Raw genomic sequence first — 24375 nt, forward strand, 5'->3', positions numbered from 1 at the left:
GGTTGAGCCTCAAGCCTGGCGCGGGTCTGGGTTGTCCAGCACGGTGTCGGTCTGTTCCGTGCGGAACTGCTTCAACGCCGCGTGGTACTGCGGGTACTTGGCGCCCAGAATGCTGGCCGACAACAGGGCAGCGTTGACCGCACCGGCACGGCCGATGGCCAGGGTGGCAACCGGCACACCGGCTGGCATCTGCACGATCGACAGCAGCGAATCGACGCCCGACAGCATCGACGACTGCACCGGCACGCCCAGCACCGGCAGGTGGGTCTTGGCGGCGCACATGCCTGGCAGGTGGGCTGCGCCACCGGCACCGGCGATGATCACCTCGATGCCACGGCCCTCAGCCTCCTCGGCATACTGGAACAGCAGATCCGGGGTGCGGTGGGCGGAAACCACCTTCACTTCGTAGGGAATGCCGAGTTTTTCCAGCATATCGGCGGTGTGGCTAAGGGTGGACCAATCGGACTTGGAGCCCATGATCACGCCAACCAGTGCACTCATCGTCGAGCCTCTCCTGCAAGCGCCTTCTGGCGCGCTAAAAGCAACAAGCCACGCAGGTGGGCCGGCGTGGCTTGTCATACGGATTCTGAATCGACCAGGTCGGCCGAAGGCGCGGGATTGTAACGTATTTAAAGGCTGGCCGCCCACCCCTACAAGCACATGCCGGATCAAAGGGCAAGCTGTCTCGTGGGACAACTTTTTCCTGCTGCCTCGGGGTCGACGAGTGCTGCACGCTCGCAGCCCTTAACTCGCGCACTTTGGTACGTCTACATGAAAACTCCATGCTTTTTCGCACTTTCGTTTGGCCTGGTACTCAGCTTGCAATTGCCAAGTGCTTCGGCGGCCCACTCGCTCACCGTCACCGTCTATGTGCACGACGACCTGGCCGATATGCACGACGGGCAATTGAACGAAGACTTCTTCCAGCATTGGCTGAACGAAATGCGCCGTTTCAGCCAACATCCCATCGAAGTGATATTTCAACGCAATGTAAAACACATAACCGATATTGCTTATGCAGGAATGCCGTCCGAAAAGCTCCTGGAAGCTTTCAGCCAGCAGGTGTATGCACAACAGCGACACCGGCTCTACTCACTCATGGACAAACATCTCCTGCTCACTCGCAACAGCTACGATCATAGCGGCCTGAACTACAACGCCGGCTTGGCCTATTTCAAGCAGAAAACGGCCATTGCCTCTGTGGCCGCATACGGTGCTGCCGCTCATGAAATTGGCCATCTGCTAGGCGCCACGCATGAAGACGCCGAACTGAAGTTCAATGGCTGGGTGTGCGAAACGTACACGCACCCCCGTGTACCGGCACGATCCAACTGCTACCGCTACAGCGACAGGAATCGTGCAAATATCACTGATTACCTGACATACAACTCAAATTGACGCTTCACCTTGTGCGCCAGACGACTCCAGCTTGCGCCATAGCAAGCGTACGTTAGCCTTACGCACCAAAGCACAGCGGTACAGGCGGATTTCCAGCGGCACATGCCATTGGCTACCGCCGCAGATCGCCAGTTCACCGCGTTCGAGCTCGCCACGCATCGACAGGCGCGGCACCCAAGCGATGCCCATGCCCTCCAGGGCCATGCTCTTGAGGCTGTCGGCCATGGCGGTTTCGTAGACGGTGGTATAACGCAGGTTGCGCTGGCGCAACAGCAAGTTGACCGAGCGGCCGAGGAATGCGCCGGCGGTGTAGGCTAGCAACGGCACACTGCCCTCGCCCTCCAGGTCGAACAACGGCTTGCCATCGGCATCCACGGCGCACACCGGCAGCATTTCAGTGGTGCCCATGTGCAGCGACGGGAAGATCTCGGCATCCATCTGCAAGGCCGCGTCCGGGTCATAGAACGCCAGCATCAGGTCGCAGCCGCCTTCGCGCAGTGCATGCACAGCATCTCCGACGTTAGTCGCAACCAGGCGGGTGGCGATGTTCAAACCGTCGTTGCGCAGCTGGGCCACCCAACGGGGGAAGAAACCCGACGCCAAGGAGTGTGCCGCAGCTACCTGCACCACTTCGCCCTGCCCGCCTTCCAAGTGATGCAAATGGCGGAGAATTTCGCTCAACTGGTCGACAACAGTACGCGCTGTGACGAGAAATAGCTGACCTGCCTCGGTCAGCTCGATGGGTGTGCGAGAGCGGTTCACCAGTTGCAGGCCTAACGCCGCCTCAAGGCTGCGAATGCGCCGGCTGAAGGCCGGTTGGGTCACGAAACGCCGCTCTGCGGCCTGGGAAAAACTGCGGGTAGCGGCCAGAGCACTGAAGTCTTCCAGCCATTTGCTTTCAAGGTTCACGAAGCACATCTCCCGGCGCGCACCAAAATGGAACACGCTCGAATATCAATTGGCGTCACATGAAACACTATGCCGTTTGTGCATAGGTTAGCGTGCAATAGCATTGGCCGCAAAAACACCTTCAGGCCTAGGATTGGCGCCATTCCGGCATGTGCCGGGTCAAAATCGAGATGATATACATCATGTCCTCTGCTGCATCGTTCCGCGTCGAAAAAGACTTGTTGGGTACCCTTGAAGTTCCTGCAGATGCCTACTACGGCATCCAGACCCTGCGCGCTGCCAACAACTTCCACCTCTCCGGTGTTCCGCTGTCGCACTACCCGAAGCTGGTCGTGGCCCTGGCCATGGTCAAGCAGGCCGCTGCCGACGCCAACCGTGAGCTGGGTCACCTGAGCGATGCCAAGCACGCTGCCATTTCCGCAGCCTGCGCCCGCCTGATCAAAGGCGATTTCCACGACCAGTTCGTGGTTGACATGATCCAGGGCGGCGCTGGTACTTCTACCAACATGAACGCCAACGAAGTCATTGCCAACGTTGCGCTGGAGGCCATGGGCCACCAGAAGGGTGAGTACAAGTACCTGCACCCTAACAACGACGTGAACATGGCGCAGTCGACCAACGACGCCTACCCGACCGCAATCCGCCTGGGCCTGTTGCTGGGTCACGACGCGCTGCTGGCCAGCCTTGATAGCCTGATCCAGGCCTTCGCTGCCAAGGGTAAAGAATTCGACCACGTACTGAAGATGGGCCGTACCCAGCTGCAGGACGCCGTACCGATGACCCTGGGCCAGGAATTCCGCGCCTTCGCCACCACCATGACTGAAGACCTGCAGCGCCTGCGCTCGCTGGCTCCGGAACTGCTGACCGAAATCAACCTGGGCGGTACCGCCATCGGTACTGGCATCAACGCCGACCCTGGCTACCAGGCCTTGGCCGTACAGCGCCTGGCCACCATCAGCGGCCACCCGCTGGTACCGGCTGCCGACCTGATCGAAGCCACCTCCGACATGGGCGCCTTTGTGCTGTTCTCCGGCATGCTCAAGCGCACCGCGGTCAAGCTGTCGAAGATCTGCAACGACCTGCGCCTGCTGTCCAGCGGCCCGCGTACCGGCATCAACGAGATCAACCTGCCAGCGCGTCAGCCAGGCAGCTCGATCATGCCAGGCAAGGTCAACCCGGTTATTCCAGAAGCTGTGAACCAGGTGGCCTTCGCCATCATGGGCAACGACCTGGCCCTGACCGTCGCCGCCGAAGGTGGTCAGCTGCAGCTGAACGTGATGGAGCCGCTGATCGCGTACAAGATCTTCGACTCGATCCGCCTGCTGCAACGCGCCATGGACATGCTGCGCGAGCACTGCATCGTCGGCATCACCGCCAACGAACAGCGCTGCCGTGAACTGGTCGAGCACTCGATCGGCCTGGTTACCGCACTGAACCCGTACATCGGCTACGAGAACGCCACCCGTATCGCCCGCGTTGCCCTGGAAAGCGGCCGCGGCGTACTGGAACTGGTGCGCGAAGAGAAGCTGCTGGACGACGCGATGCTCGACGACATCCTGCGTCCGGAAAACATGATCGCTCCACGTCTGGTTCCGCTGAAAGCGTAATCAGGCCGCTGTAAACAGTCTCACCAGGTCGAGGGACTAGACACCTCTCAACCTTTCCAAGGCCCGAGCGCTTGCTTCGGGCCTTTTTTTTGCCTGAAGGTTTTGGAGGCCGCTATGCAGGCCTTCGCAACACCCGGCCGCGCCGGCAGGGTATGTGGTTTGCCTGCAGCCCCGGATATCGGCACACAACTTGCTCCATAATGCGTCCCAGCCAAACGGGATTACCCAGCATGCTGCACAGCCACCTGACCACCCTCAACGCAGTTTCGCTGATCCTCAACGTCTTCCAGGCAGACGGTTGCGAGGCGTCGGCGTTGCTGGCCGGCAGCGGCATTGGCCCGGCAGACCTGGGGCATGCCGATGCGCGCATCACCACCCAGCAGGAGCTGCAGGTTTGCGCCAATGCTGTGGCCCGGCGCGAGGACATTGGCCTGGAACTGGGCCAGCGCATGCGTGTGTCGTGCTACGGCATGCTCGGTTACGCGCTGCTCTCCAGTGCCACTTTGGGTGACGCCTTACGCCTGGCGCTGCAGTATCCGGCACTGCTGGGAACAGTCTTCAAGCTGCGCTTGCTCGACGACGGCCAACGTGTCTGGTTCAGCGCCAGCGATTACCAGGACAGCCCGGCGCTGAGCGCTTTCAACGCCGAGTTCTGCCTGGTGTCGCTGAAAGTCATCTGTGACGACCTGCTTGGCCGGCCGTTGCCGCTGCTTGGCGCACGCTTCGAACACCCTCGCCCTGGTTACCACGCGCTCTATGCCGAAGCGTTTCAATGCCCGATCGGTTTCGCCGCCGAGGACAATGCCTTTGCCTTCGAACGGCGATGGCTGGATATGCCGCTGCCGCTGGCCGACCCGATTACTCACAAAGCCATGAGCGAGCGCTGCCGGCGCCTGAACCTTGAATTCACCGGTCGCCAGGCATGGCTGGGACGGATTCGCCAGCTGCTGGCGCAGCAACTGGACGCAGCACCTGGGCTGGAAGGGCTTGCGCGGCAGATGAACTGCTCGTCGCGCACCCTCCGCCGGCATTTGCAGGCGTTGGGCAGCAGTTATCAACAGCTGCTGGACGAGCTGAGGTTCGAGCGGGCCAAGCAGTTACTGGCCGATGAACAGATGCCGATCTACCGGATTGCGGAGACTTTGGGGTTCAGTGAGACAGCCAGTTTTCGGCATGCCTTCCAGCGCTGGAGTGGCGTGGCGCCCAGCCATTTTCGTGGTTGACCTGTTCTGGCCTCTTCGCGGGTAAACCCGCTCCTACAGGGGCGTCACAACCCCTGACGCCCTGGTGGCCATTGTAGGAGCGGGTTCACCCGCGAAAGGGCCGGGCCTGCCGGCCAATGTCCAAAGGCCGTTCACCGTTGCCGCCGCTGCCTTACCCGCGACGAGGCTGGGATAGGTCACCACCCATCTGGCCAAAGACCTTGGCCATATCGATCCCCTTTTGGCCGTTTGCGTCGTTCTCCCCTGCTGATCAGCCCATGACAATGGACCCACGCCAGTCCCACCGGAGAACAACAATGCTGACGATCTATTCCGATGACCACCGCCTGCACCACGGCCGCTGCGAGCTGATCGATGGCAAGCTGATGCCCTGTTTCGAAATGCCTTCGCGCGCCGACCATGTGCTCGACCAAGTGAAAAAACGCAACCTCGGCGACATCCAGGGCCCGACCGACTTCGGCCGTGCGCCGCTGTTGCGCGTCCACAGCGCCGATTACCTGGATTTCTTCGAAGGCGCCTGGGCGCGCTGGGCTGCACTGGGCCAAGAGGGTGACCTGCTGCCCTTCACCTGGCCAGCCCGCACACTGCGCCAGGTCAAGCCGACCGGCCTGCATGGCGAACTGGGTTACTACAGCTTCGATGCCGGCGCCCCCATCACCGCGGGTACCTGGCAGGCGGCCTATAGTGCTGCACAAGTTGCCCTGACCGCCCAGGCAGCGATTCAGCAAGGCGCCCATGCGGCGTTCGCCCTTTGCCGTCCGCCAGGGCACCACGCTGCCGGCGAAGTGATGGGCGGCTACTGCTATCTGAATAACGCCGCCATCGCTGCCCAGGCCTTCCTCGACCAAGGCCGACGCAAGGTCGCCATCCTTGACGTCGACTACCACCACGGCAACGGTACCCAGGACATCTTCTACAGCCGCGATGACGTGTTCTTCGCCTCGATCCACGGCGACCCGCAGGACGAATTCCCGTTCTTCCTCGGCTATGCCGATGAAACAGGCGAAGGCGCAGGCCAGGGCTACAACATCAACTACCCCTTGCCGGCCGGTAGCGACTGGGCCGCCTGGAGCGCAGCCCTGGAGGATGCCTGCAAGCGCATCGCCAGCTATGACGCCGACGTGCTGGTCATCTCACTGGGTGTGGACACCTTCAAGGACGACCCCATCTCGCAGTTCAAGCTGGACAGCCCGGACTACCTGGAAATGGGCAAGCGCATCGGCCAACTCGGCAAGCCGACCCTGTTCGTGATGGAAGGCGGCTACGCTGTGGAGGAAATCGGCATCAACGCGGTCAATGTGCTGGAAGGCTTCCAGCGCGCCCAGCCAGGAGCCCGATAATGGTCCGACTCAAACGTCTGCTCGCCCCGTTCATCGCTGCCACCCTGTTCGCGGGCGCCCTGAATGCGCAAGCCGAGCAGCGAACCCTGCGTGTATATAACTGGTTCGATTACATCACCCCGCAGACCTTGACTGCCTTCCAGAAGGACAGCGGCGTGAAGCTGGTGTACGACATCTTCGACACCAATGAGGCATTGGAAGCCAAGCTGCTAACCGGCAACTCCGGCTATGACGTGGTAGTACCGTCCAACGTGTTCCTCGCCAAGCAGATCGAAGCCGGGGTGTTCCAGCCGCTGGATCGCAGCAAGCTGTCGAACTGGCAACACCTGGACCCGGCACTGATGAAGCTGATCGAAGCTAACGACCCGGGCAACAAGTTTGCCGTGCCGTATATGTACGGCACCGTGCTGATCGGCTTCAACCCGGCCAAGGTCAAGGCTGCACTCGGCGACAACGCGCCGGTGGACAGCTGGGACCTGATCTTCAAGGAAGAGAACATCGCCAAGCTCAAGCAGTGCGGCGTGGCCCTGCTCGACTCGCCGTCGGAGATTCTACCGCTGGCCCTGCAGTACTTGGGCTTGCCGCCGAACAGCGACAAACCGGCTGACTACAAGAAGGCCGAGGAGCTGATGCTGAAGATTCGTCCGCATATCACCTACTTCCACTCCTCGAAGTACATGGCAGACATCGCCAATGGCGACATCTGTGTGGCAGTGGGCTACAGCGGCAGCTTCTCGCAGGCAGCCAACCGCGCCCGTGAGGCGAACAACGGCGTGGTGGTGGACATGCGCCTGCCCAAGGAAGGCGCGCCGATCTGGTTCGACATGCTGGCGATTCCAAAGGGCGCAGCAAACCCGGAGGATGCGCATACGTTCATCAATTACCTGCTGCGGCCAGAGGTGATTGCGCCGATCAGCGACTTCGTGGGGTATCCGAACCCGAACAAGGATGCGACCGACAAGGTGAATCCGACGATTCGCAACAACCCCAACCTGTATCCGACAGCAGAGGCGATGGCCAAGCTGTATACCCTCAAGCCTTTGACGCGAGATGCCGAACGAGCCAGGACCCGCGCCTGGACGCGGATAAAGTCCGGTACCTGATGTTGAACCGGGGGCTGCTTTGCAGCCCCACTCATTTTTTCCAGACTTTGCGTAGTTTCATCAAGGCCTCGGCAATCTCGCCCTCCGGCACTGCCGCAAAGCCCAGCACCAGCCCTGCCCGCTTATCCACAGGCACCTCGCAGTCCGCCAACCAGAAATTGCTCAGTGGTGTCACTTCCACCCCCACCGCCTCAGCCTTGGCCACCAACTCCTGCTCCCGAGCAAAGTTATCCACATCGACCTTCACATGCAGCCCAGCCGCCACTTCCGGCATTGCGCCCAACCCCGGAATATCCACAGGCCAACCGGCCTTGAGCACATCGCGCCGCTTCAATGCCGCCTTGCGCATACGGCGGATATGCCGCTGAAAATGGCCACGGGCCATGAACTCGGCCATCACGCACTGGCTGCTGACCTCCGAATGCCGCACCGCCAACGCTTTGCCTTGGCTGAAAGCCTGCACCAGCTTCGACGGAAGCACCAGGTAGCCCAGGCGTAACGCCGGGAAGGCGATCTTGCCGAAGGTACCGACATACAGCACCCGCCCGTGCCGGTCGAGCGCTGCCAGCGGGGCCAGCGGTGCACCGCTGTAGCGATACTCGCCGTCGTAGTCGTCCTCGATGATCCAGCCGTCACTGCGTTCAGCCCAGGCCAGCAATGCCAGGCGACGTGCAAGGCTCATGGTCACCCCGGTCGGGTATTGGTGCGCAGGCGTGACATAGGTCAGTCGGCAATCCGTCAATTGTTCCAGCCGGCTGCAGTCCAGCCCGTCTTCATCCACAGGCACGCCACACACCCGACCGCCCGCGAGCGTAAAAGCATGAGCGGCCGCCCGATAGCCTGGGTTTTCCACAGCCACACCGTCGCCCGGTTGCAGCAGCAACTGTGCACAAAGGCTGATGGCCTGCTGCGCACCGCTTGTGATCACAATTTGTTCAGCCGTACAGCTCAGCCCCCGCGAGCGGCGTAGATAGGCCGCTATCAGTTCGCGCAAAGCCGGCTCGCCAGCGGGGTCACCATAACCCAGTTGCGCAGGGGACGGGTTGCGCCAGAAACCCGCCTGTAGCTTGGCCCAGACGTCAAACGGGAACAGGTCAAACGCCGGAATGCCAACGCGAAAAGCACGCGGCGCACCGCTTCTGGGCGATGGCAAATGGTTATTTTTCAGGCGCTGCAGAGGTGCGCCTAAAAGCCTCCCGCTGGATAAATCCTCAGTATTTTCTTCACGAAATGTGGATAAACCTGTTGATAAGCCCAGGGATAACCCTGTGGATACTTGTGTGGACAGTTTTGGCAGCCGGCTAACGTAGGTGCCATCACCGACCCGGCTTTCGATGAAGCCCTCGGCATACAGTTGATCGTACGCGCGCACCACGCTGTTGCGTGAAAGCGCCAACATGGCAGCCAGGTCGCGCGTAGCCGGCAGACGAGTACCACTGCTCAGGCGCCCATCCAGCACCCGCGCTCGCAACGCCTGATATAGCTGCTGGCTAAGCCCGCGACTGCGGTCGAGCGCGATCCCGGCAGGGTCGAAAGGCAGTATGGGGGGCGACTCGCGCATGATATTGGACCTATGAAAACAGGCATTAATGGATCTTACCCAGAACCAATAGCCTGCCTAGGATGGAGCCATTCGACAAGGATCCCGCCATGTACAACAGTAAGTCGCATCAGGAACACGACCTCACTCGGTTGCACCAGCACATGCTAGACACCCGCCTGGCCGTTCTGGTCAGCCAGGGCGAACAGGGCCTTCTGGCCACGCACCTGCCGGTGCTGGTCGATACCGCCGAGGGCGATTTTGGCACTGTGTATGCCCACCTGGCCCGGGCCAACCGCCAATGGCAAGACCTGCAGCACGGCGGCGAAGCACTGCTGGTATTCCCCGGCGCCGATGCCTATGTCAGCCCCGGCTATTACCCAAGCAAGGCCGAAAACCCCAAGGTGGTGCCGACCTGGAACTACCTGGCGGTGCACGCTTATGGCACGGCCGAAGTTATCCATGAGGCCGAGCCGCTACTGGCTATCGTAAGCCGCCTGACCGACCGCCACGAACAGGGTCGCAGCGAACCCTGGAAAGTCACCGATGCCCCTGCCGACTACATCGAGGGCATGCTCCGCGCCATCGTTGGTATCCGTCTGCCCATCGCGCGCCTGCAAGGTGCACGCAAGCTCAGCCAGAACCGCTCCGGGCAAGACATCGCTGGTGTGCGCGAAGGCCTGAGCGCCAGCCCCGATCAACTGGACAATCAACTCGCGGCGCACATGCGCCAACTCTGAAGGAATAGCCCATGCCCAACCTTACCCTACGCCCTGTCACTGCCCAAGATCACGCGGCCTGGCACGCCCTGTGGCAGGCCTACTTGCACTTCTACGAGACCGAGCTGGCCGATGCCGTCAGCCTGAGCACTTGGCAACGCCTGCTCGACCCCAGCGAGCCAACCCATTCGGCACTGGCCTGGGTCGACGGCAAGGCGGTGGGGATGGTCAACTTCATCTACCATCGTTCCAACTGGAGCATCGAGAATTCCTGCTACCTGCAGGACCTGTATGTGGACAGCACGCAACGTGGCCTGGGCATTGGTCGACAGTTGATCGAGCACGTCTACACCACTGCCAAAGCCGACAACTGCATCAAGGTGCACTGGCTGACCCACGAAACCAACGCCACCGCCATCAGCCTGTACCAGCAGGTTGCCGAGCGCTCGGGCTTCATCCAATTCCGCAAAGGCTTGTAGGCCGAACATGACAGACGCATTGAACTGGAAACCCGCCGCAACCCCCAAGGCCGAGCCCATTGAAGGCCGCTTCATCCGCCTGGAGAAGCTCGATCCAGGGCGCCATGGCGAAGACCTCTGGGAAGTGCTGCAGGGTCCGGCCTCCGATCCGGTGCTGTGGGACTACCTGCCGTACGGCCCGTTCGCCGAACGTGCCGCCTTTGACCGCTGGCTGGAAGGCAACGCTGCTGGCCGCGACCCGCTTTTCTACACCGTCATCGACCGCGCCAGCGGCCAGGCCCAAGGCATCCTCAGCCTGATGTCGATCGTGCCTGACCACGGCCGGATCGAGATCGGCCACATTGCCTTCGGCGCCGCCATGCAGCGTACGCCCAAGGGTACCGAGGCGGTGTACCTGCTGGGCAAGCTGGGCTTCGCGCTGGGTAATCGACGGCTGGAGTGGAAGTGCAATAACGCCAATGCCCGTTCCAAACGTGCGGCAGAGCGATTCGGCTTCGTCTACGAAGGGGTGTTCCGCAAGCACTTGGTGGTGAAAGACCATAACCGCGATACGGCGTGGTATTCGATTACCGATGATGAATGGCCGGCGGTGGCTGCCGGGTTTGAGCGGTGGTTGAGTGAAGAGAACCAGCAGCCGGGTGGCCAGGTGGAAAGCCTTGAGGTGTGCCGCAGAGGTTGAACGGTGTGCTGAATTAGCTGGCCTCTTCGCAGGTGAACCGCCCCTACAGGGATGCGCGTTGTGAGGTGCGGGTCTACCCGCGCAGAGGCTAGTGATTCCGGCACAAAAAAAGGGGAGCATCCGCCCCCCAGAGGTTAACCAGTTGTAGATGAGGGCTTAAATCAGCCCTCGATCTCGATCAGGATCTCACCTGGCGTCACGCGATCACCCTTGGCCACATGGATGGCCACGACCTTGCCTGCGATGGCCGCCTGCACTTCGGTTTCCATCTTCATGGCTTCGGTGATCAAGACCGCCTGGCCGGCCTTGACCATGTCACCTTCCTTGACCAGCACATCAACGATGTTCCCCGGCATGGTGGTGCTTACGTGGCCAGGGTCAGTAGCCTGCTTGCGCTTGCTGCCGCCACCGCTGACGAACTCGTTGAGTGGCTCGAAGACCACTTCCTCCGGCATGCCGTCGATCGACAGATAGAAGTGACGCTTGCCTTCGGCCTTCACGCCCACACCGGTGATGTCGACGCGGTAGGTTTCGCCGTGTACGTCGATGACGAACTCGGTCGGCACGCCTTCACCGCCTGGGGCAGCCACGGCACCGGCTTCCGGAATCGGCAGCAGAACTTCAGGCGTCAAGGTGCCAGCTTCGCGTTCTTCGAGGAACTTGCGGCCAATGTCCGGGAACATGGCAAAGGTCAGCACGTCTTCTTCGCAACGGGCCAGGGCACCGATGTCGCTACGCAACTTGGCCATTTCCGGCTTCAGCAGGTCAGCCGGGCGCACATCGATCACTTCTTCGCTGCCGATAGCCTGGCGACGCAGTTGCTCGTTGACCACACCCGGGGCCTTGCCATAGCCACCTTGCAGGTACAGCTTCACCTCATTGGTGATGGTCTTGTAGCGCTCACCCGCCAGCACGTTGAAGAAGGCCTGGGTGCCGACGATCTGCGAGGTCGGGGTGACCAGCGGCGGGAAGCCGAGGTCTTCACGCACACGCGGGATTTCGGCCAGCACTTCGTTCATGCGGTTGAGGGCGCCCTGCTCCTTGAGCTGGTTGGCCAGGTTGGAAATCATGCCGCCCGGTACCTGGTTCACCTGCACCCGGGTGTCCACCGCGGTGAACTCGCTTTCGAACTGGTGGTACTTCTTGCGCACGGCGTAGAAGTACAAGCCGATCTCCTGCAGAAGCTCCAGGTCCAGGCCGGTGTCGAACTCGCTGCCCTTGAGCGCAGCAACCATCGACTCGGTACCCGGATGGCTGGTGCCCCAGGCGAAGCTGGAGATGGCGGTATCGATGTGGTCCGCGCCATTTTCCACAGCTTTGAGCTGGCACATGGCAGCCAGGCCGGCGGTATCGTGAGAGTGGATGAACACCGGCAGCGACTGTTCAGCCTTCAGCGCCTTGACCAGCTCGCCAGTGGCGAACGGGGTCAACAGGCCAGCCATGTCCTTGATCGCCACCGAGTCGCAACCCATGGCTTCCATCTGCTTGGCCTGGTTCACGAAGGCTTCGATGGTGTGTACCGGGCTTGTGGTGTAAGCGATAGTGCCCTGGGCGTGCTTACCGGCGGCCTTGACCGCTTCGATGGCCACGCGCAGGTTACGCACGTCGTTCATGGCGTCGAAAATGCGGAACACATCGATGCCGTTGACCGCCGCCTTGGCGACGAAGGCCTTGACCACGTCGTCGCTGTAGTGGCGGTAGCCCAACAGGTTCTGGCCGCGCAGCAGCATTTGCAAGCGGGTGTTTGGCAGCGCTGCGCGCAGCTTGCGCAGGCGCTCCCACGGGTCTTCCTTGAGGAAGCGCACGCAGGCGTCGAAGGTGGCACCACCCCAGACTTCCAGCGACCAGTAGCCAACCTTGTCGAGCTTGTCGCAGATCGGCAGCATGTCTTCGGTACGCATGCGGGTAGCCAGCAGGGACTGGTGAGCGTCGCGCAGGATCGTGTCGGTTACGTGAATTTTCTTGGACATTATAGGGTTCCTCACAGGCCTGCGTGGGCGGCGATGGCGGCGGCGATGGCCAAGGCCAGCTCTTCGGGTTTGCGCTTGATCGAGTAGTTGGTCAATTCAGGGTGGCTTTCGACAAAGCTGGTATTGAACTGGCCGCTACGGAATTCCGGATTGCGCAGGATTTCCTGGTAGTACGCGGCGGTGGTCTTCACCCCTTGCACGCGCATGTCGTCCAGGGCCCGCAGGCCGCGGTCCATGGCTTCTTCCCAGGTCAACGCCCACACCACCAGTTTCAGGCACATGGAGTCGTAGAACGGTGGAATGGTATAGCCGGTGTAGATCGCCGTGTCGGTGCGCACGCCCGGGCCGCCGGGGGCGTAGTAACGGGTGATCTTGCCGAAGCTGGGCAGGAAGTTGTTTTTCGGATCTTCAGCATTGATACGGAACTGCAAGGCATAGCCGCGGTGCTGAATGTCTTCCTGCTTGACCGACAGTGGCAGCCCCGAGGCGATGCGGATCTGCTCACGCACGATGTCGATACCGGTGATTTCCTCGGTAATGGTGTGTTCCACCTGCACCCGGGTGTTCATTTCCATGAAGTACACTTCGCCATCGGCGAGCAGGAACTCCACGGTACCGGCGTTCTCGTAATTCACCGCTTTGGCCGCACGCACCGCCAGGTCGCCGATGTAGGCGCGCTGCTCAGGAGTGAGCTGTGGGCTCGGGGCAATTTCGATGAGCTTCTGGTTACGACGCTGGATAGAGCAGTCGCGCTCGAACAGGTGCACTACGTTACCGAAGCTGTCACCGAGAATTTGCGCCTCGATGTGCTTCGGGTTGACGATGCATTTCTCCAGGAACACTTCGGCAGAACCGAATGCCTTGGTCGCCTCGGAAATGACCCGCGGGAAGTTCTGTTCCAGTTCTTCGCGGCTATTGCAACGGCGAATACCACGGCCGCCACCACCGGAGGTAGCCTTGAGCATCACCGGATAACCGATGCGATCACCTTCGCTCAGGGCTTCATGAATATCGGCAACGTTGCCTTCGGTGCCCGGGGTTACCGGCACACCGGCGGCGATCATGGTGCGGCGCGCTTCGGTCTTGTCGCCCATACGGCGAATCACGTCGGCGGCCGGGCCAATGAACTTGATCCCGCGCTCGGCGCAAATTTCTGCCAGTTCAGCGTTTTCCGAAAGGAAACCATAGCCCGGGTGCAGGGCATCACAGCCGGTTTCCACAGCCAGGTTCACCAGCTTGCGCGGGTTCAGGTAACCGGCCAGCGGCTCGGCACCGATGCTGTGTGCTTCGTCAGCGCGCTTGACGTGCAAGGCATGCCGGTCGGCGTCGGAAAAGATCGCTACCGAGCGAATGCCCATCTCGGCGCAAGCACGCACGATCCGAACTGCGATTTCACCTCGGTTGGCGATCAGGATTTTTTTTATCACTGGAGTCTTCCCAAAGCCGTAGGAACAGTCGAGCCGGTTCTACCGGTCGGCGCGTGACCAGACGATGCTGGCCAGTCGCGTATTCACCCTAGCGCTGTAGGTCGATAAACAAAAATCAATATTTGTTAGAGGCTGTATTAGCAAAAGCTTATAGTTGGGTAACAAGGTGTTGCCGAAGAGCTGATTAAAATGCGTAAGTCCTTGATGCGTATGACATTGCGTCAACTCCAGATCTTCAATGAGGTGTGCGATTTGCGGTCGTACAGCCGTGCTGCGGAGGAGATGGCGCTGACGCAACCCGCCGTTAGTCTACAGATCCGTCAGCTTGAAGAGCTGATCGGCCAGCCATTGTTCGAGTACGTGGGCAAGAAGCTCTACCTGACCGAGGCGGCCGAGGCCCTGCAGCGCGCCAGCCACGATATCTTCGGGCGCCTGGAGAGCCTGGACATGCAGCTGTCGGACATGCAGGGCTCACTGCAGGGTCAGTTGAAACTGGCGATCGAGTCCAGTGCCAAGTACTTCGTGCCACACCTGTTCGCCGCCTTCAAGCAGCGTCACCCGGAAGTCAACCTGACCCTGACGGTAGTCAACCGGGCCCAAGCCATCCGCCGCCTTTCCGATAACCGCGACGACCTGATCATCATGTCGATGGTGCCGCAAGACATGGGCCTGGAGTTTCTGCCGTTCCTCAACAACCCGATCGTTGCGGTTGCGCCGCCACAGCACCCACTGTGCAAGCTGGACCAGTTGCGCATGCAGGACCTGGAGCCTCATACGCTGCTGGTCCGCGAGCAAGGTTCGGGAACACGCAAGGCTTGCGAAGAGTACTTCAAGGATAAGCGTGTGCATTTCGCCCAAACGCTTGAAGTAGCCTCGGCCGACGCCCAGCGCGAATGCGTGATCGCCGGGCTGGGGATCGCCCTGTTGACCCGTCACGCAGTCAACCTGGAGCTGGCTACCGGGATGCTGAAGGAATTACCGGTCGAGGAGCTACCGCTGTACCGTAGCTGGTGCGTGGTGCAGGCCAAGGCCAAGCGGCAGTCGCCGGTGGCCTTGGCGTTTCTTGCATTCATCCGCGGTGAACGTGCATTGATCAGCGCGCTTGTTGAACGTTTTTCGGGGAAACTGCCGCCGACGACTGCCATACCGTGAGTGCTTGCAGCTCGGGGTAGTCCGCCAGGTCGCGGAGCAGTTGACGTTGGTCGCAATAGCTCTCGATCGCGCGGCGGTATTCCATGCGACGCTGATCTTTTTCCTGCTGCTTGCGAGCCTTGGCGTTGGGTTGGTACGTACCGTCGAAGTCACGAGCCATTGCCTGTCTCCCAGATAGTATGCGGGAGTTTCAGACTGGCCTGGGTGGTTTACCGTTTGGCGGTGGAATGGTGACAGAATCGTGAATTTTCACTGCCTGTACCGGCCTCTTCGCAGGCTTACCCGCTCCCACAGGAATTGCACCGATTTATAGAGGAGCACAGTACCTGTGGGAGCGGGCAAGCCCGCGAAGAGGCCAGTGCAGGTTGAATTCAGTCGTCGGTAGCCTTGATCGACTTGGGCGACAGACGCAAGCTGCGCAGACTGCGTTTCACGCTCTTCAGGTGGTTGACCAGGCTAGGCCCGCGCGCCATGGCAACGCCCATGGCCAGCACGTCGATCACCACCAGGTGGGCAATACGCGAGGTCAGTGGGGTGTAGATCTCGGTGTCTTCATGTACGTCGATCGCCAGGTTGACCGTCGATAGCTCGGCCAGCGGCGTCTGGCTGGGGCACAGGGTAATCAGGTTGGCGCCGCTCTCACGGACCAGGTTGGCAGTGATCAGCAGGTCCTTGGAACGGCCCGATTGGGAAATACACACCGCCACATCACCCGGTTTCAGGGTAACGGCCGACATCGCTTGCATGTGGGGGTCGGAATACGCTGCCGCGCTGAGCAGCAGGCGGAAGAACTTGTGCTGGGCATCGGCCGCAACGGCACCGGACGCGCCAAAGCCATAAAACTCTACCCGTTGCGCCTGGGCCATGGCGCTCACGGCTTGTTGCAGTGCCTGCGGATCAAGGTGCTCGCGCACTTCCATCAGGGTGTGCAGGGTGGTGTCGAAGATCTTCAGACTGTAGTCGGCGACCGAATCGTCTTCGTGGATAGCGAACTGACCAAAGCTGGCCCCGGCAGCCAGGCTTTGCGCCAGCTTCAGCTTCAGGTCCTGGAAGCCCGAGCAGCCTATGGCCCGGCAGAAACGCACGATGGTCGGCTCACTGATACCCACGCTGTGCGCCAAATCGGCCATGGAGCTGTGCATGACGGCAGCCGGGTCGAGCAGCACGTGGTCGGCCACTTTCAGTTCCGATTTGCGCAGCAGGTGGCGCGATTGGGCGATATGTTGCAACAGATTCACAGGCTGGACTCGGTTATGATCGGCGTGCCGGGTTGTAGCTTTCTTGTAGTTATACTACATGGACGCCAACCCGCCCAGTTAAACGAACGTGGAGAGTGGTGGTTTGACTATTCCTTGCGACATTCTGGTCTTCGGCGGCACCGGTGATCTGGCCCTGCACAAATTACTTCCGGCGCTCTACCACCTGTTTCGCGAGGCCCGTCTGAACCCTGCCGTGCGGGTCATCGCACTGGCCAGACGCAACCTGCCACGCATCGACTATCTCAAGCTCGCCGAACGCCATTGTCGGGCACAGATTGCCCGCAGCGACTTCGACGAAGAGGTGTGGCAGCGGTTTTCCGCGCGGGTCGACTACTTCCCGATGGATGCTTCACAGAGCGCCGATTTTGGCCGCCTGGCACGCTACCTGGGTGAACCCGGCGGGCTGACGCGCATCTTCTACCTGGCCACCGCCCCCAACCTGTTCGTGCCAATTGCCAACCACCTGCGCATTGCCGGGCTGGCCGACACCGAAGCGCGCATCGTGCTGGAAAAACCGATCGGCCATTCCCTGGAATCCGCCACTGCCATCAATGAAGCCATTGGCACGGTATTCGAAGAAAGACAGGTGTTCCGCATCGACCACTACCTGGGCAAGGAAACCGTGCAGAACCTGATGGCCCTGCGTTTTGCCAATGCCCTGCTGGAGCCGGTGTGGCGCAACAACCAGGTCGACCATGTACAGATCAGCGTTTGCGAGACACTGGGCGTAGAAAACCGCGGTGCCTACTACGATCGCGCCGGGGCTATTCGCGACATGCTGCAGAACCACCTGCTGCAACTGCTGTGCCTGGTGGCCATGGAGCCACCCGCGCAATTCGAGGCAGAAGCGGTACGCGACGAAAAGGTGAAAATCCTGCGCGCCCTCAAGCCAATCACCGGCCAGGATGTGCAGGACAAGACGGTACGTGGCCAGTATGGTGCCGGGCGTATCGGCGGCCAGGAAGTGCCGGCCTACTACTTTGAAAAGGACGTCGACAACGACAGCGATACCGAAACTTTCGTTGCCATCGAGGCGCACATCGACAACTGGCGCTGGGCGGGCGTGCCTTTCTATCTGCGCACCGGCAAACGCATGGCGCGGCGCGCTTCGCAGATCGTCATCCAGTTCAAGCCAGTGCCTCACGAACTGTTCAGCGGCGGCCAGGTCAACCAGTTACTGATACAGCTGCAACCGGACGAACGCATCAGCCTTCGCATGATGACCAAGAGCCCAGGCAAAGGCATGCGTCTGGAACCCGTGGACCTGGACCTTAATCTGGCCCAGGTGTTCAGCCAGACTCGCCGCTGGGAAGCCTACGAGCGTCTGCTGCTGGATGTGCTCGAAGGTGATTCGACGCTGTTCATGCGCCGCGATGAAGTGGAAGCAGCCTGGGCCTGGGTAGATCCAATCATCAAGGGCTGTGAAGAGCACTTCCAGGCGCCCCGCCCCTACCCGGCTGGCAGTTTCGGGCCCGAGCAAGCCAACAGCCTGCTCGCCAGGCATGGCAGGCACTGGCATGGCTGAATGACCTGCGCGATGGCGCGACCTTTAATCTGAAACAGCAGCAGATGAATTTCGAAGGTGCGAAATCCATAACGTGAAGGCCTTCGACTAACGATGCCTCAGCCAGCTTGCGCAGGCCGTGACCTGGCCCCGGACCGATGAGCGGGATGCCGCCAGGTGAATATTCATACAGTAGATATTTGCCCCTTACCCGGCATCGCCCTAGAATGGCCCGATGCGCACAGACGACCTCTCTCTCCTGCTGAATTCCCTCAACGATGCCCAACGCCAGGCCGTAGCGGCCACGCTCGGGCGTCAACTGGTGCTTGCCGGCGCCGGTTCCGGTAAAACCCGCGTGCTGGTACACCGCATCGCCTGGCTGATCCAGGTCGAGCAGGCATCACCGCACTCGATCCTGTCGGTGACGTTCACCAACAAGGCCGCAGCAGAAATGCGCCAGCGGATCGAGCAACTGTTGGGCATCAACCCGGCAGGCATGTGGGTCGGCACCTTCCACGGCCTGGCCCATCGCCTGTTGCGGGCCCACTGGCAGGAAGCGCGGCTGGTGCAGAACTTCCAGATCCTCGACAGCGACGACCAGCAGCGCCTGATCAAGCGGGTCATGCGCGAGTTGGGCCTGGACGAGCAGAAGTGGCCGGCACGCCAGGCCCAGTGGTTCATCAATGGGCAGAAAGACGAAGGCCTGCGCCCGCAGCATATCCAGGCGGGGGGCGACCTGTTCCTGGCGACCATGCGCGAGGTCTATACGGCCTACGAGCAGGCGTGCGAGCGCGCCGGTGTCATCGATTTCTCCGAGCTGCTGCTTCGCGCCCTGGACCTGTGGCGTGACCATCCGGGCCTGCTGGAGCACTATCAACGACGCTTCCGCCACGTGCTGGTGGACGAGTTCCAGGATACCAACGCCGTGCAGTACGCCTGGTTGCGCCTGCTGGCACGCGGTGGCGACAGCCTGATGGCGGTAGGCGATGACGACCAGTCGATCTACGGCTGGCGCGGCGCCAAGATCGAAAACATCCACCAGTACACCGCCGATTTCCCCGACGCCGAAATGATCCGCCTGGAGCAGAACTACCGCTCCACCGGCGGCATCCTCAAGGCGGCCAACGCGCTGATCGCCAACAACAGCGGGCGCCTGGGCAAAGAACTGTGGACCGACATGGGCGAAGGCGAACCACTGACCCTGTACGCGGCCTACAACGAGCACGACGAAGCGCGCTATGTCGTGGAAACCATCGAGAGCCTGGTCAAGCAGGGCAATGCGCGCAACGAGATTGCCATCCTGTACCGCTCCAACGCCCAGTCGCGCGTGCTGGAAGAGGCCCTGCTGCGCGAGCGCATCCCCTACCGCATCTATGGCGGCCAGCGCTTCTTCGAGCGCGCCGAAATCAAGAATGCCATGGCTTACCTGCGCCTGATCGAAGGGCGTGGCAACGATGCCGCTCTGGAGCGGGTGATCAACGTGCCGCCGCGCGGTATTGGCGAAAAAACCGTCGAAGCCATCCGCGAGCACGCCCGTCACAGCCAGCTGTCCATGTGGGAGGCCATGTGCCAGCTGCTCGCCGCCAAGGCCCTGAAGGGCCGCGCCGCCAGTGCCCTGGGGGCCTTTATCGAGCTGATCGAGGGGCTGGCCGCCAAGGTTGTGGACATGCCGCTGCATACCATGACCCAGACCACCATCGAACAGTCCGGCCTGATCACCTATCACCAGGAAGAAAAAGGTGAAAAGGGCCAGGCACGCGTAGAAAACCTTGAGGAACTGGTCAGTGCGGCACGCAACTTCGAGTCCACCGACGAAGACGCCGACCTGTCTCCGCTCTCGGCCTTCCTTGGCCACGCCTCACTCGAAGCTGGCGATACTCAGGCTGACGAGCATGAAGACAGCATCCAGCTGATGACCCTGCACAGCGCCAAAGGCCTGGAGTTCCCCTATGTGTTCCTGGTGGGCATGGAAGAAGGCTTGTTCCCGCACAAGATGAGCCTGGAAGAACCCGGCCGCCTGGAAGAGGAACGACGCCTGGCCTATGTAGGCATCACCCGCGCCATGCGCCAGCTGGTCATGACCTACGCCGAAACACGCCGCCTTTATGGCAGCGAGACTTACAACAAGGTGTCGCGTTTCGTGCGTGAAATTCCGGCAGGCCTGGTTCAGGAAGTACGCCTGTCCAACAGCGTCAGCCGCCCGTTCGGCGGGGCCAAGACGGCCACCAACAGCAACCTGTTCGCCAATGCCAGCATTCCGCAGACCGCGTTCAACCTTGGCCAGCGTGTGCAGCATGCAGTATTCGGCGAAGGCGTAATCCTCAACTTCGAGGGTTCTGGCGCTCAGGCGCGGGTGCAGGTGAATTTTGCCGAAGGTAGCAAATGGCTGATGCTGGGGTATGCCAAGCTCGAGGCGGTCTAAAGCCCACAAGGGTCGGGCCTGCCAACTTTGTAACATCAGGCAAAAGCTCGAAACACTATGTCGCTGGTCATGTGCCCGGGAACCTGTGCACCATGACGCGCGTGCAATCCACAACAGGGGATATCCCACTTATGCAACGTTTTCTTAGCATCGCACTGGCGCTCTGCGTCGGCCTGACGCTGAGCCTGGACGCCAGCGCCAAGCGTTTCGGCGGCGGCAAGAGCTCGGGCTCCGCGCCTATCCACCAGACCCGCCAGGCTACGCCAACCACGCCTGCTGCCGCGCCGACCGCACCTGGCCGTGCACCGGCTGCCGCCAGCGGTGCTTCGCGCTGGTTGGGCCCACTGGCCGGCCTCGCCGCCGGTGGCCTGCTGGCTTCCATGTTCATGGGCGACGGTTTCGAAGGCTTCCAGATCATGGACTTCCTGATCGTGGCGCTCATCGCCTTCCTCGTGTTCCGCTTCATCGCCGCGCGCCGCCGCCAGCAGCAGCCACAAATGGCCATGCCAGGCCATGCGCCGATGCAGCGTGAGGCTCACGCGCAGCCTGCCCAGCCTTCGATTTTCGGTGGTTCGGCCGCACCTGCTGCCGCAGCCGCACCGGTGATCAACGCCCCGGCCTGGTTCAACGAGCAGAGCTTCCTGGCGGCAGCCCGTAACCACTTCCAGTCGCTGCAGCAGCACTGGGATGCCAATGAAATGGACAAGATCAGCGAGTTCGTTACCCCGCAAATGCTTGAGTTCCTCAAGCGTGAGCGTGCTGAACTGGGTGATGGCTTCCAGTCTACCTACATCGATAACCTGGAAGTGCAACTGGACGGTGTCGATGACCGCGCCGACCGCACCGACGCGACCCTGACCTTCCGTGGCGTGTCGAAGAATTCGCGCTTCGACCAGGGCGAAGTGTTCAGCGAAAGCTGGCACATGGTTCGCGCCCAAGGCGAGAACCAGCCTTGGCTGGTAGCCGGTATCCGTCAAAACGGCTAATCGCTGCGTGCTAAACAGAGAACCCCGGGCTTGCCCGGGGTTTTTGCTTTTGCCAAAGTGGGCTACTAGGGTATAAGGCGCAGCGTTGTCATCTAGGTCAGAGGAAGTGAACCGTGGAAGAAGTGATCGAACAACTCCGTGAAGCGAATGAGCCAGTACCAGTGCCCCTGGAGCTTCCCGATGAAGACCAGCTGGTAGAGATCGAAGAACAGCTGTTCATCAATATTCCATTCGTGTTCAAAGAGTTTCTGCTGACCGTAAGTGATGTGGTTTACGGCTCCCTTGAGCCTGTTACCGTCACTGATCCGCAGTCGCACACCTACCTGCCAGATGTGGCCTCCAACGCCTGGGATGCCGGCGTACCGCGTGACCTGATTCCGCTGTGCCAGGACGGCGACAATTACTATTGCGTCGAAGAGGACGGCACCGTGGTGCTGTGGGATGCCGAAGAGGAAATTGTCGGCGAAGACAGTTGGGAATCGGTGTGGCACTGGGCGCGAGATGTTTGGCTGGAGAGCTGATCGCTAGCACCTATAGAGAAGCTCGCGATCTGAGTCAGTAACAATGACGTCTCAGCGCCTCAAGGTCGTTAAAATCGCCAGGCTTTTTGCGCCTGGCGACATCGCCATAGCCCCATCTCCTCGGGCGGGCGAGATACCTTGCCCAGGGCGTAACCCCCTCAGTGCGAGTTCTCGCGACTGTTCTCCAGCGTCTCCAGCAACGCGATCTGCATGCGCGTGTGCACGCGGATAAACCAGCGCCACAACAACGCCACCACCACCGCAGCTACCACGGCAATCACCAGCAGCAATTCGCTGGTGGGCAGAATGCTGGCGGACAATGCCGACAGCAGCAGGAAAATCACCAGCAACGACAACAGCGGGATCACTTCGGCGATCACACGGCGCACGCGCTGGGTATGTCGCCCGGCCATTTCCGGCTTCACGCCCATCTCTGCCAGCAGCATCGAGAGTGCCTTTAGCTTGCGGTACGCAGCGATCAGGAATGGCAGTGACAGCAACAAAGCAGCCCCCCATATGACGGCCTTCTGCTGGCTGACATCGCTGACCCACTCACTGAGCCAATTGCCGATACGCCCTGCAAAGTAGCCGCCACTGAAGAAGATGGCGATCACCAGCGCCAGGTTCACCCCGACCTGCAACAGGATACGCCGGATCATCGCCGCCAGCATGGCACTCTCGCCCTGCGGCTGGATGTTGCGTAACCACTCGCCATACAACGACAACACGCGTGCGAGGCGGGCGGGCACCACATTGCCCAGTTTCTGCGACAACGGGTCAGCCGCGCGGATCAGATAGGGTGTCAGCAACGTGGTGATTGCCGATACCGCCACCGCCACCGGGTAAAGGAAGTCGCTGGTCACCTGCAGGGTCATGCCCAGCGCGGCAATGATGAAGGAGAACTCGCCGATCTGCGAAAGCCCCATGCCCACACGCAAAGACGTACGCCCGTCATTGCCAGCAATGAACGCCCCCATGCCGCAAGACAGCATTTTGCCCAGCACCACCGCCAGAGTGATGACAACGATAGGCCAGGCATAGTCGATCAGTACCTGAGGGTCGATCATCAGGCCGATGGCGACGAAGAAGATGGCACTGAACAGGTCGCGTACAGGCTCGATCAGACGTTCGATCTTCAGCAACTGGCGTGATTCGGCCATGATTGCGCCAATCAGGAAAGCGCCTAGCACCATGCTGTACTCCAGCTTCACAACCAGCAGGCAGAAGCCGAAACACAGGCCCAGAACAGTGATCAGCAACATTTCGTTGCTTTCGAACTTGGCGACATAGGCCAGTAACCGCGGCACCAGCAAAATACCGATGACCAAGGCGACGATCATGAACAGCGACAGCTTGCCGACAGTGGAGAACACTTCGCCCGAGCTGACCGTGCCGCTGACCGCGATGCCCGACAGCAGGGCAATGATACCGATACCCAGAATGTCCTCGACGATCAGTACGCCGAAGATCAGCTGGGCAAAGCGCTCGTTCTTCATCTTCAAGTCGTTGAGCGCTTTGACGATGATGGTGGTGGAGGAAATGGCCAGGATGGCGCCCAGGAACAGTGAATCCATGGTGCTCCAGCCAAACCAGCGGCCAATCTCGAAACCGATCCAGATCATCAGGACGATTTCCAGGAACGCTGCGATAAACGCCGTGGCACCGACCTTGAACAGCTTGCGCAAGCTGAACTCGAGCCCCAGGCAGAACATCAGGAAGATCACCCCCAGTTCGGCGAGGGTCTTGATGGTGTCTTCGTCATGAATCAGGCCGAACGGCGGAGTGTGCGGGCCAATGATGAAGCCGGCGACAATGTAGCCCAGCACCACCGGCTGCTTGAAACGGTGAAAAAGAATGGTGACCACGCCAGCGACCAGCATGATGACTGCCAGGTCCTGGATGAAGCTGATGGCATGCATGGCGTGATACTCCTTTTCTCGTCTTGTGAATGCCTGGGCAGACCGCTCCTCTGCCGAGGCAAACCTGAGCGAGCAGCAAGTACATACTGTATTGAATCCGGGAACACCCACGTTGCATGGGCGTACTCAGGTTAACATCGCACCCCGCCGCAAAAAGCCAGTGCAATATGCAGAAACAGATCGGCTGGAAAAGCGCCGCTGATGGCATGATCAGCGTG

The 24375-nt window shown here is 60.8% G+C and carries 21 protein-coding genes; 13 read left to right on the plus strand and 8 right to left on the minus strand.

Annotation, left to right across the window (positions count from 1 at the left end):
* Nucleotides 1–9 precede the first annotated feature (9 nt).
* Nucleotides 10–501, minus strand: a complete 492-nt coding sequence (gene purE / locus REH59_RS28340) for a 5-(carboxyamino)imidazole ribonucleotide mutase (protein ID WP_003253304.1) — start codon at nucleotides 499–501, stop codon at nucleotides 10–12.
* Between the two features lie 270 nt (nucleotides 502–771).
* Between purE and REH59_RS28345 the strand changes: the two genes are divergently transcribed.
* On the plus strand, nucleotides 772–1398 hold the full coding sequence (locus tag REH59_RS28345; RefSeq protein WP_003253301.1) for a zinc-dependent metalloprotease family protein: 627 nt from the start codon (nucleotides 772–774) through the stop codon (nucleotides 1396–1398).
* Here the strand turns inward: REH59_RS28345 and REH59_RS28350 are convergent.
* Nucleotides 1390–2307 (minus strand): LysR substrate-binding domain-containing protein, encoded by a 918-nt coding sequence (locus tag REH59_RS28350; RefSeq protein ID WP_003253299.1) that lies wholly within the window; start codon nucleotides 2305–2307, stop codon nucleotides 1390–1392. The two genes, REH59_RS28345 and REH59_RS28350, sit on opposite strands and share 9 nt — an antisense overlap.
* Nucleotides 2308–2489: 182 nt before the next feature.
* Between REH59_RS28350 and aspA the strand changes: the two genes are divergently transcribed.
* The 4 genes from aspA (at nucleotide 2490) to REH59_RS28370 (ending at nucleotide 7580) form a co-directional block, all read left to right on the plus strand.
* Nucleotides 2490–3914 carry an aspartate ammonia-lyase gene (gene aspA / locus REH59_RS28355; protein WP_003253297.1) on the plus strand — a complete coding sequence of 475 codons (1425 nt, stop codon included), beginning with the start codon at nucleotides 2490–2492 and terminating at the stop codon, nucleotides 3912–3914.
* 230 nt (nucleotides 3915–4144) lie between these two features.
* A complete protein-coding gene (locus REH59_RS28360) occupies nucleotides 4145–5137 on the plus strand; it encodes an AraC family transcriptional regulator (RefSeq protein ID WP_003253295.1) in 993 nt (330 codons plus the stop codon).
* Nucleotides 5138–5433: 296 nt separating this feature from the next.
* Nucleotides 5434–6477 (plus strand): histone deacetylase family protein, encoded by a 1044-nt coding sequence (locus REH59_RS28365; protein WP_004575200.1) that lies wholly within the window; start codon nucleotides 5434–5436, stop codon nucleotides 6475–6477.
* On the plus strand, nucleotides 6477–7580 hold the full coding sequence (locus tag REH59_RS28370) for a polyamine ABC transporter substrate-binding protein (RefSeq protein ID WP_014861170.1): 1104 nt from the start codon (nucleotides 6477–6479) through the stop codon (nucleotides 7578–7580). Before REH59_RS28365 ends, REH59_RS28370 begins: the two co-directional genes overlap by 1 nt.
* A 31-nt stretch (nucleotides 7581–7611) precedes the next feature.
* Here REH59_RS28370 and REH59_RS28375 read toward each other — a convergent pair whose 3' ends face one another.
* A complete protein-coding gene (locus tag REH59_RS28375) occupies nucleotides 7612–9141 on the minus strand; it encodes a PLP-dependent aminotransferase family protein (protein WP_014861169.1) in 1530 nt (509 codons plus the stop codon).
* A gap of 89 nt (nucleotides 9142–9230) precedes the next feature.
* Here REH59_RS28375 and REH59_RS28380 point away from each other — a divergent pair, with 89 nt between their 5' ends.
* From REH59_RS28380 to REH59_RS28390, 3 genes are read left to right on the plus strand one after another with little or no spacing between them, the layout of a single operon-like run.
* Nucleotides 9231–9860 carry an FMN-binding negative transcriptional regulator gene (locus tag REH59_RS28380; RefSeq protein ID WP_014861168.1) on the plus strand — a complete coding sequence of 210 codons (630 nt, stop codon included), beginning with the start codon at nucleotides 9231–9233 and terminating at the stop codon, nucleotides 9858–9860.
* An 11-nt stretch (nucleotides 9861–9871) separates the two neighbouring features.
* Nucleotides 9872–10318: a GNAT family N-acetyltransferase gene (locus REH59_RS28385; protein ID WP_003253286.1), complete on the plus strand. Its 447-nt coding sequence runs from the start codon at nucleotides 9872–9874 to the stop codon at nucleotides 10316–10318.
* 7 nt (nucleotides 10319–10325) lie between these two features.
* A complete protein-coding gene (locus REH59_RS28390; protein ID WP_004575198.1) occupies nucleotides 10326–10997 on the plus strand; it encodes a GNAT family N-acetyltransferase in 672 nt (223 codons plus the stop codon).
* Nucleotides 10998–11158: 161 nt separating this feature from the next.
* On the opposite strand, the gene oadA is transcribed toward REH59_RS28390, so the two are convergent.
* Together oadA and REH59_RS28400 are read right to left on the minus strand one after the other, a co-directional pair.
* Entirely contained in the window at nucleotides 11159–12967 is a 1809-nt protein-coding gene (oadA, locus tag REH59_RS28395; protein WP_003253282.1) for a sodium-extruding oxaloacetate decarboxylase subunit alpha, read from the minus strand.
* Between the two features lie 11 nt (nucleotides 12968–12978).
* The gene (locus REH59_RS28400; protein WP_003253279.1) at nucleotides 12979–14394 is read right to left on the minus strand and encodes an acetyl-CoA carboxylase biotin carboxylase subunit; all 1416 of its coding nucleotides are present in this window, start codon (nucleotides 14392–14394) and stop codon (nucleotides 12979–12981) included.
* Between the two features lie 189 nt (nucleotides 14395–14583).
* Between REH59_RS28400 and REH59_RS28405 the strand changes: the two genes are divergently transcribed.
* Complete coding sequence (locus REH59_RS28405) at nucleotides 14584–15546, plus strand: LysR family transcriptional regulator (RefSeq protein WP_003253277.1); 963 nt, start codon at nucleotides 14584–14586, stop codon at nucleotides 15544–15546.
* Here REH59_RS28405 and REH59_RS28410 read toward each other — a convergent pair.
* Both REH59_RS28410 and hexR read right to left on the minus strand, forming a co-directional pair.
* The gene (locus REH59_RS28410) at nucleotides 15488–15706 is read right to left on the minus strand and encodes a PA3496 family putative envelope integrity protein (RefSeq protein ID WP_003253275.1); all 219 of its coding nucleotides are present in this window, start codon (nucleotides 15704–15706) and stop codon (nucleotides 15488–15490) included. The genes REH59_RS28405 and REH59_RS28410 overlap by 59 nt on opposite strands.
* Before the next feature lie 211 nt (nucleotides 15707–15917).
* Complete coding sequence (hexR, locus tag REH59_RS28415; protein ID WP_003253273.1) at nucleotides 15918–16784, minus strand: transcriptional regulator HexR; 867 nt, start codon at nucleotides 16782–16784, stop codon at nucleotides 15918–15920.
* A 103-nt stretch (nucleotides 16785–16887) separates the two neighbouring features.
* Between hexR and zwf the strand changes: the two genes are divergently transcribed.
* The 4 genes from zwf to REH59_RS28435 all read left to right on the plus strand — a co-directional run bounded on the left by zwf (nucleotide 16888) and on the right by REH59_RS28435 (nucleotide 22238).
* Nucleotides 16888–18330: a glucose-6-phosphate dehydrogenase gene (gene zwf, locus REH59_RS28420; protein ID WP_003253271.1), complete on the plus strand. Its 1443-nt coding sequence runs from the start codon at nucleotides 16888–16890 to the stop codon at nucleotides 18328–18330.
* Nucleotides 18331–18544: 214 nt separating this feature from the next.
* Entirely contained in the window at nucleotides 18545–20731 is a 2187-nt protein-coding gene (gene uvrD, locus REH59_RS28425) for a DNA helicase II (RefSeq protein WP_004575197.1), read from the plus strand.
* A 131-nt stretch (nucleotides 20732–20862) separates the two neighbouring features.
* Nucleotides 20863–21717: a Tim44 domain-containing protein gene (locus tag REH59_RS28430; RefSeq protein WP_003253268.1), complete on the plus strand. Its 855-nt coding sequence runs from the start codon at nucleotides 20863–20865 to the stop codon at nucleotides 21715–21717.
* Nucleotides 21718–21830: 113 nt separating this feature from the next.
* Nucleotides 21831–22238, plus strand: a complete 408-nt coding sequence (locus tag REH59_RS28435; RefSeq protein WP_003253266.1) for an SMI1/KNR4 family protein — start codon at nucleotides 21831–21833, stop codon at nucleotides 22236–22238.
* Nucleotides 22239–22396: 158 nt separating this feature from the next.
* Here REH59_RS28435 and REH59_RS28440 read toward each other — a convergent pair whose 3' ends face one another.
* Complete coding sequence (locus tag REH59_RS28440; RefSeq protein ID WP_003253264.1) at nucleotides 22397–24157, minus strand: cation:proton antiporter; 1761 nt, start codon at nucleotides 24155–24157, stop codon at nucleotides 22397–22399.
* Nucleotides 24158–24375: the final 218 nt, after the last annotated feature.

It is taken from the genome of Pseudomonas sp. BO3-4 (genome assembly GCF_034044115.1).
GTDB classification, from domain to species: domain Bacteria; phylum Pseudomonadota; class Gammaproteobacteria; order Pseudomonadales; family Pseudomonadaceae; genus Aquipseudomonas; species Aquipseudomonas alloputida.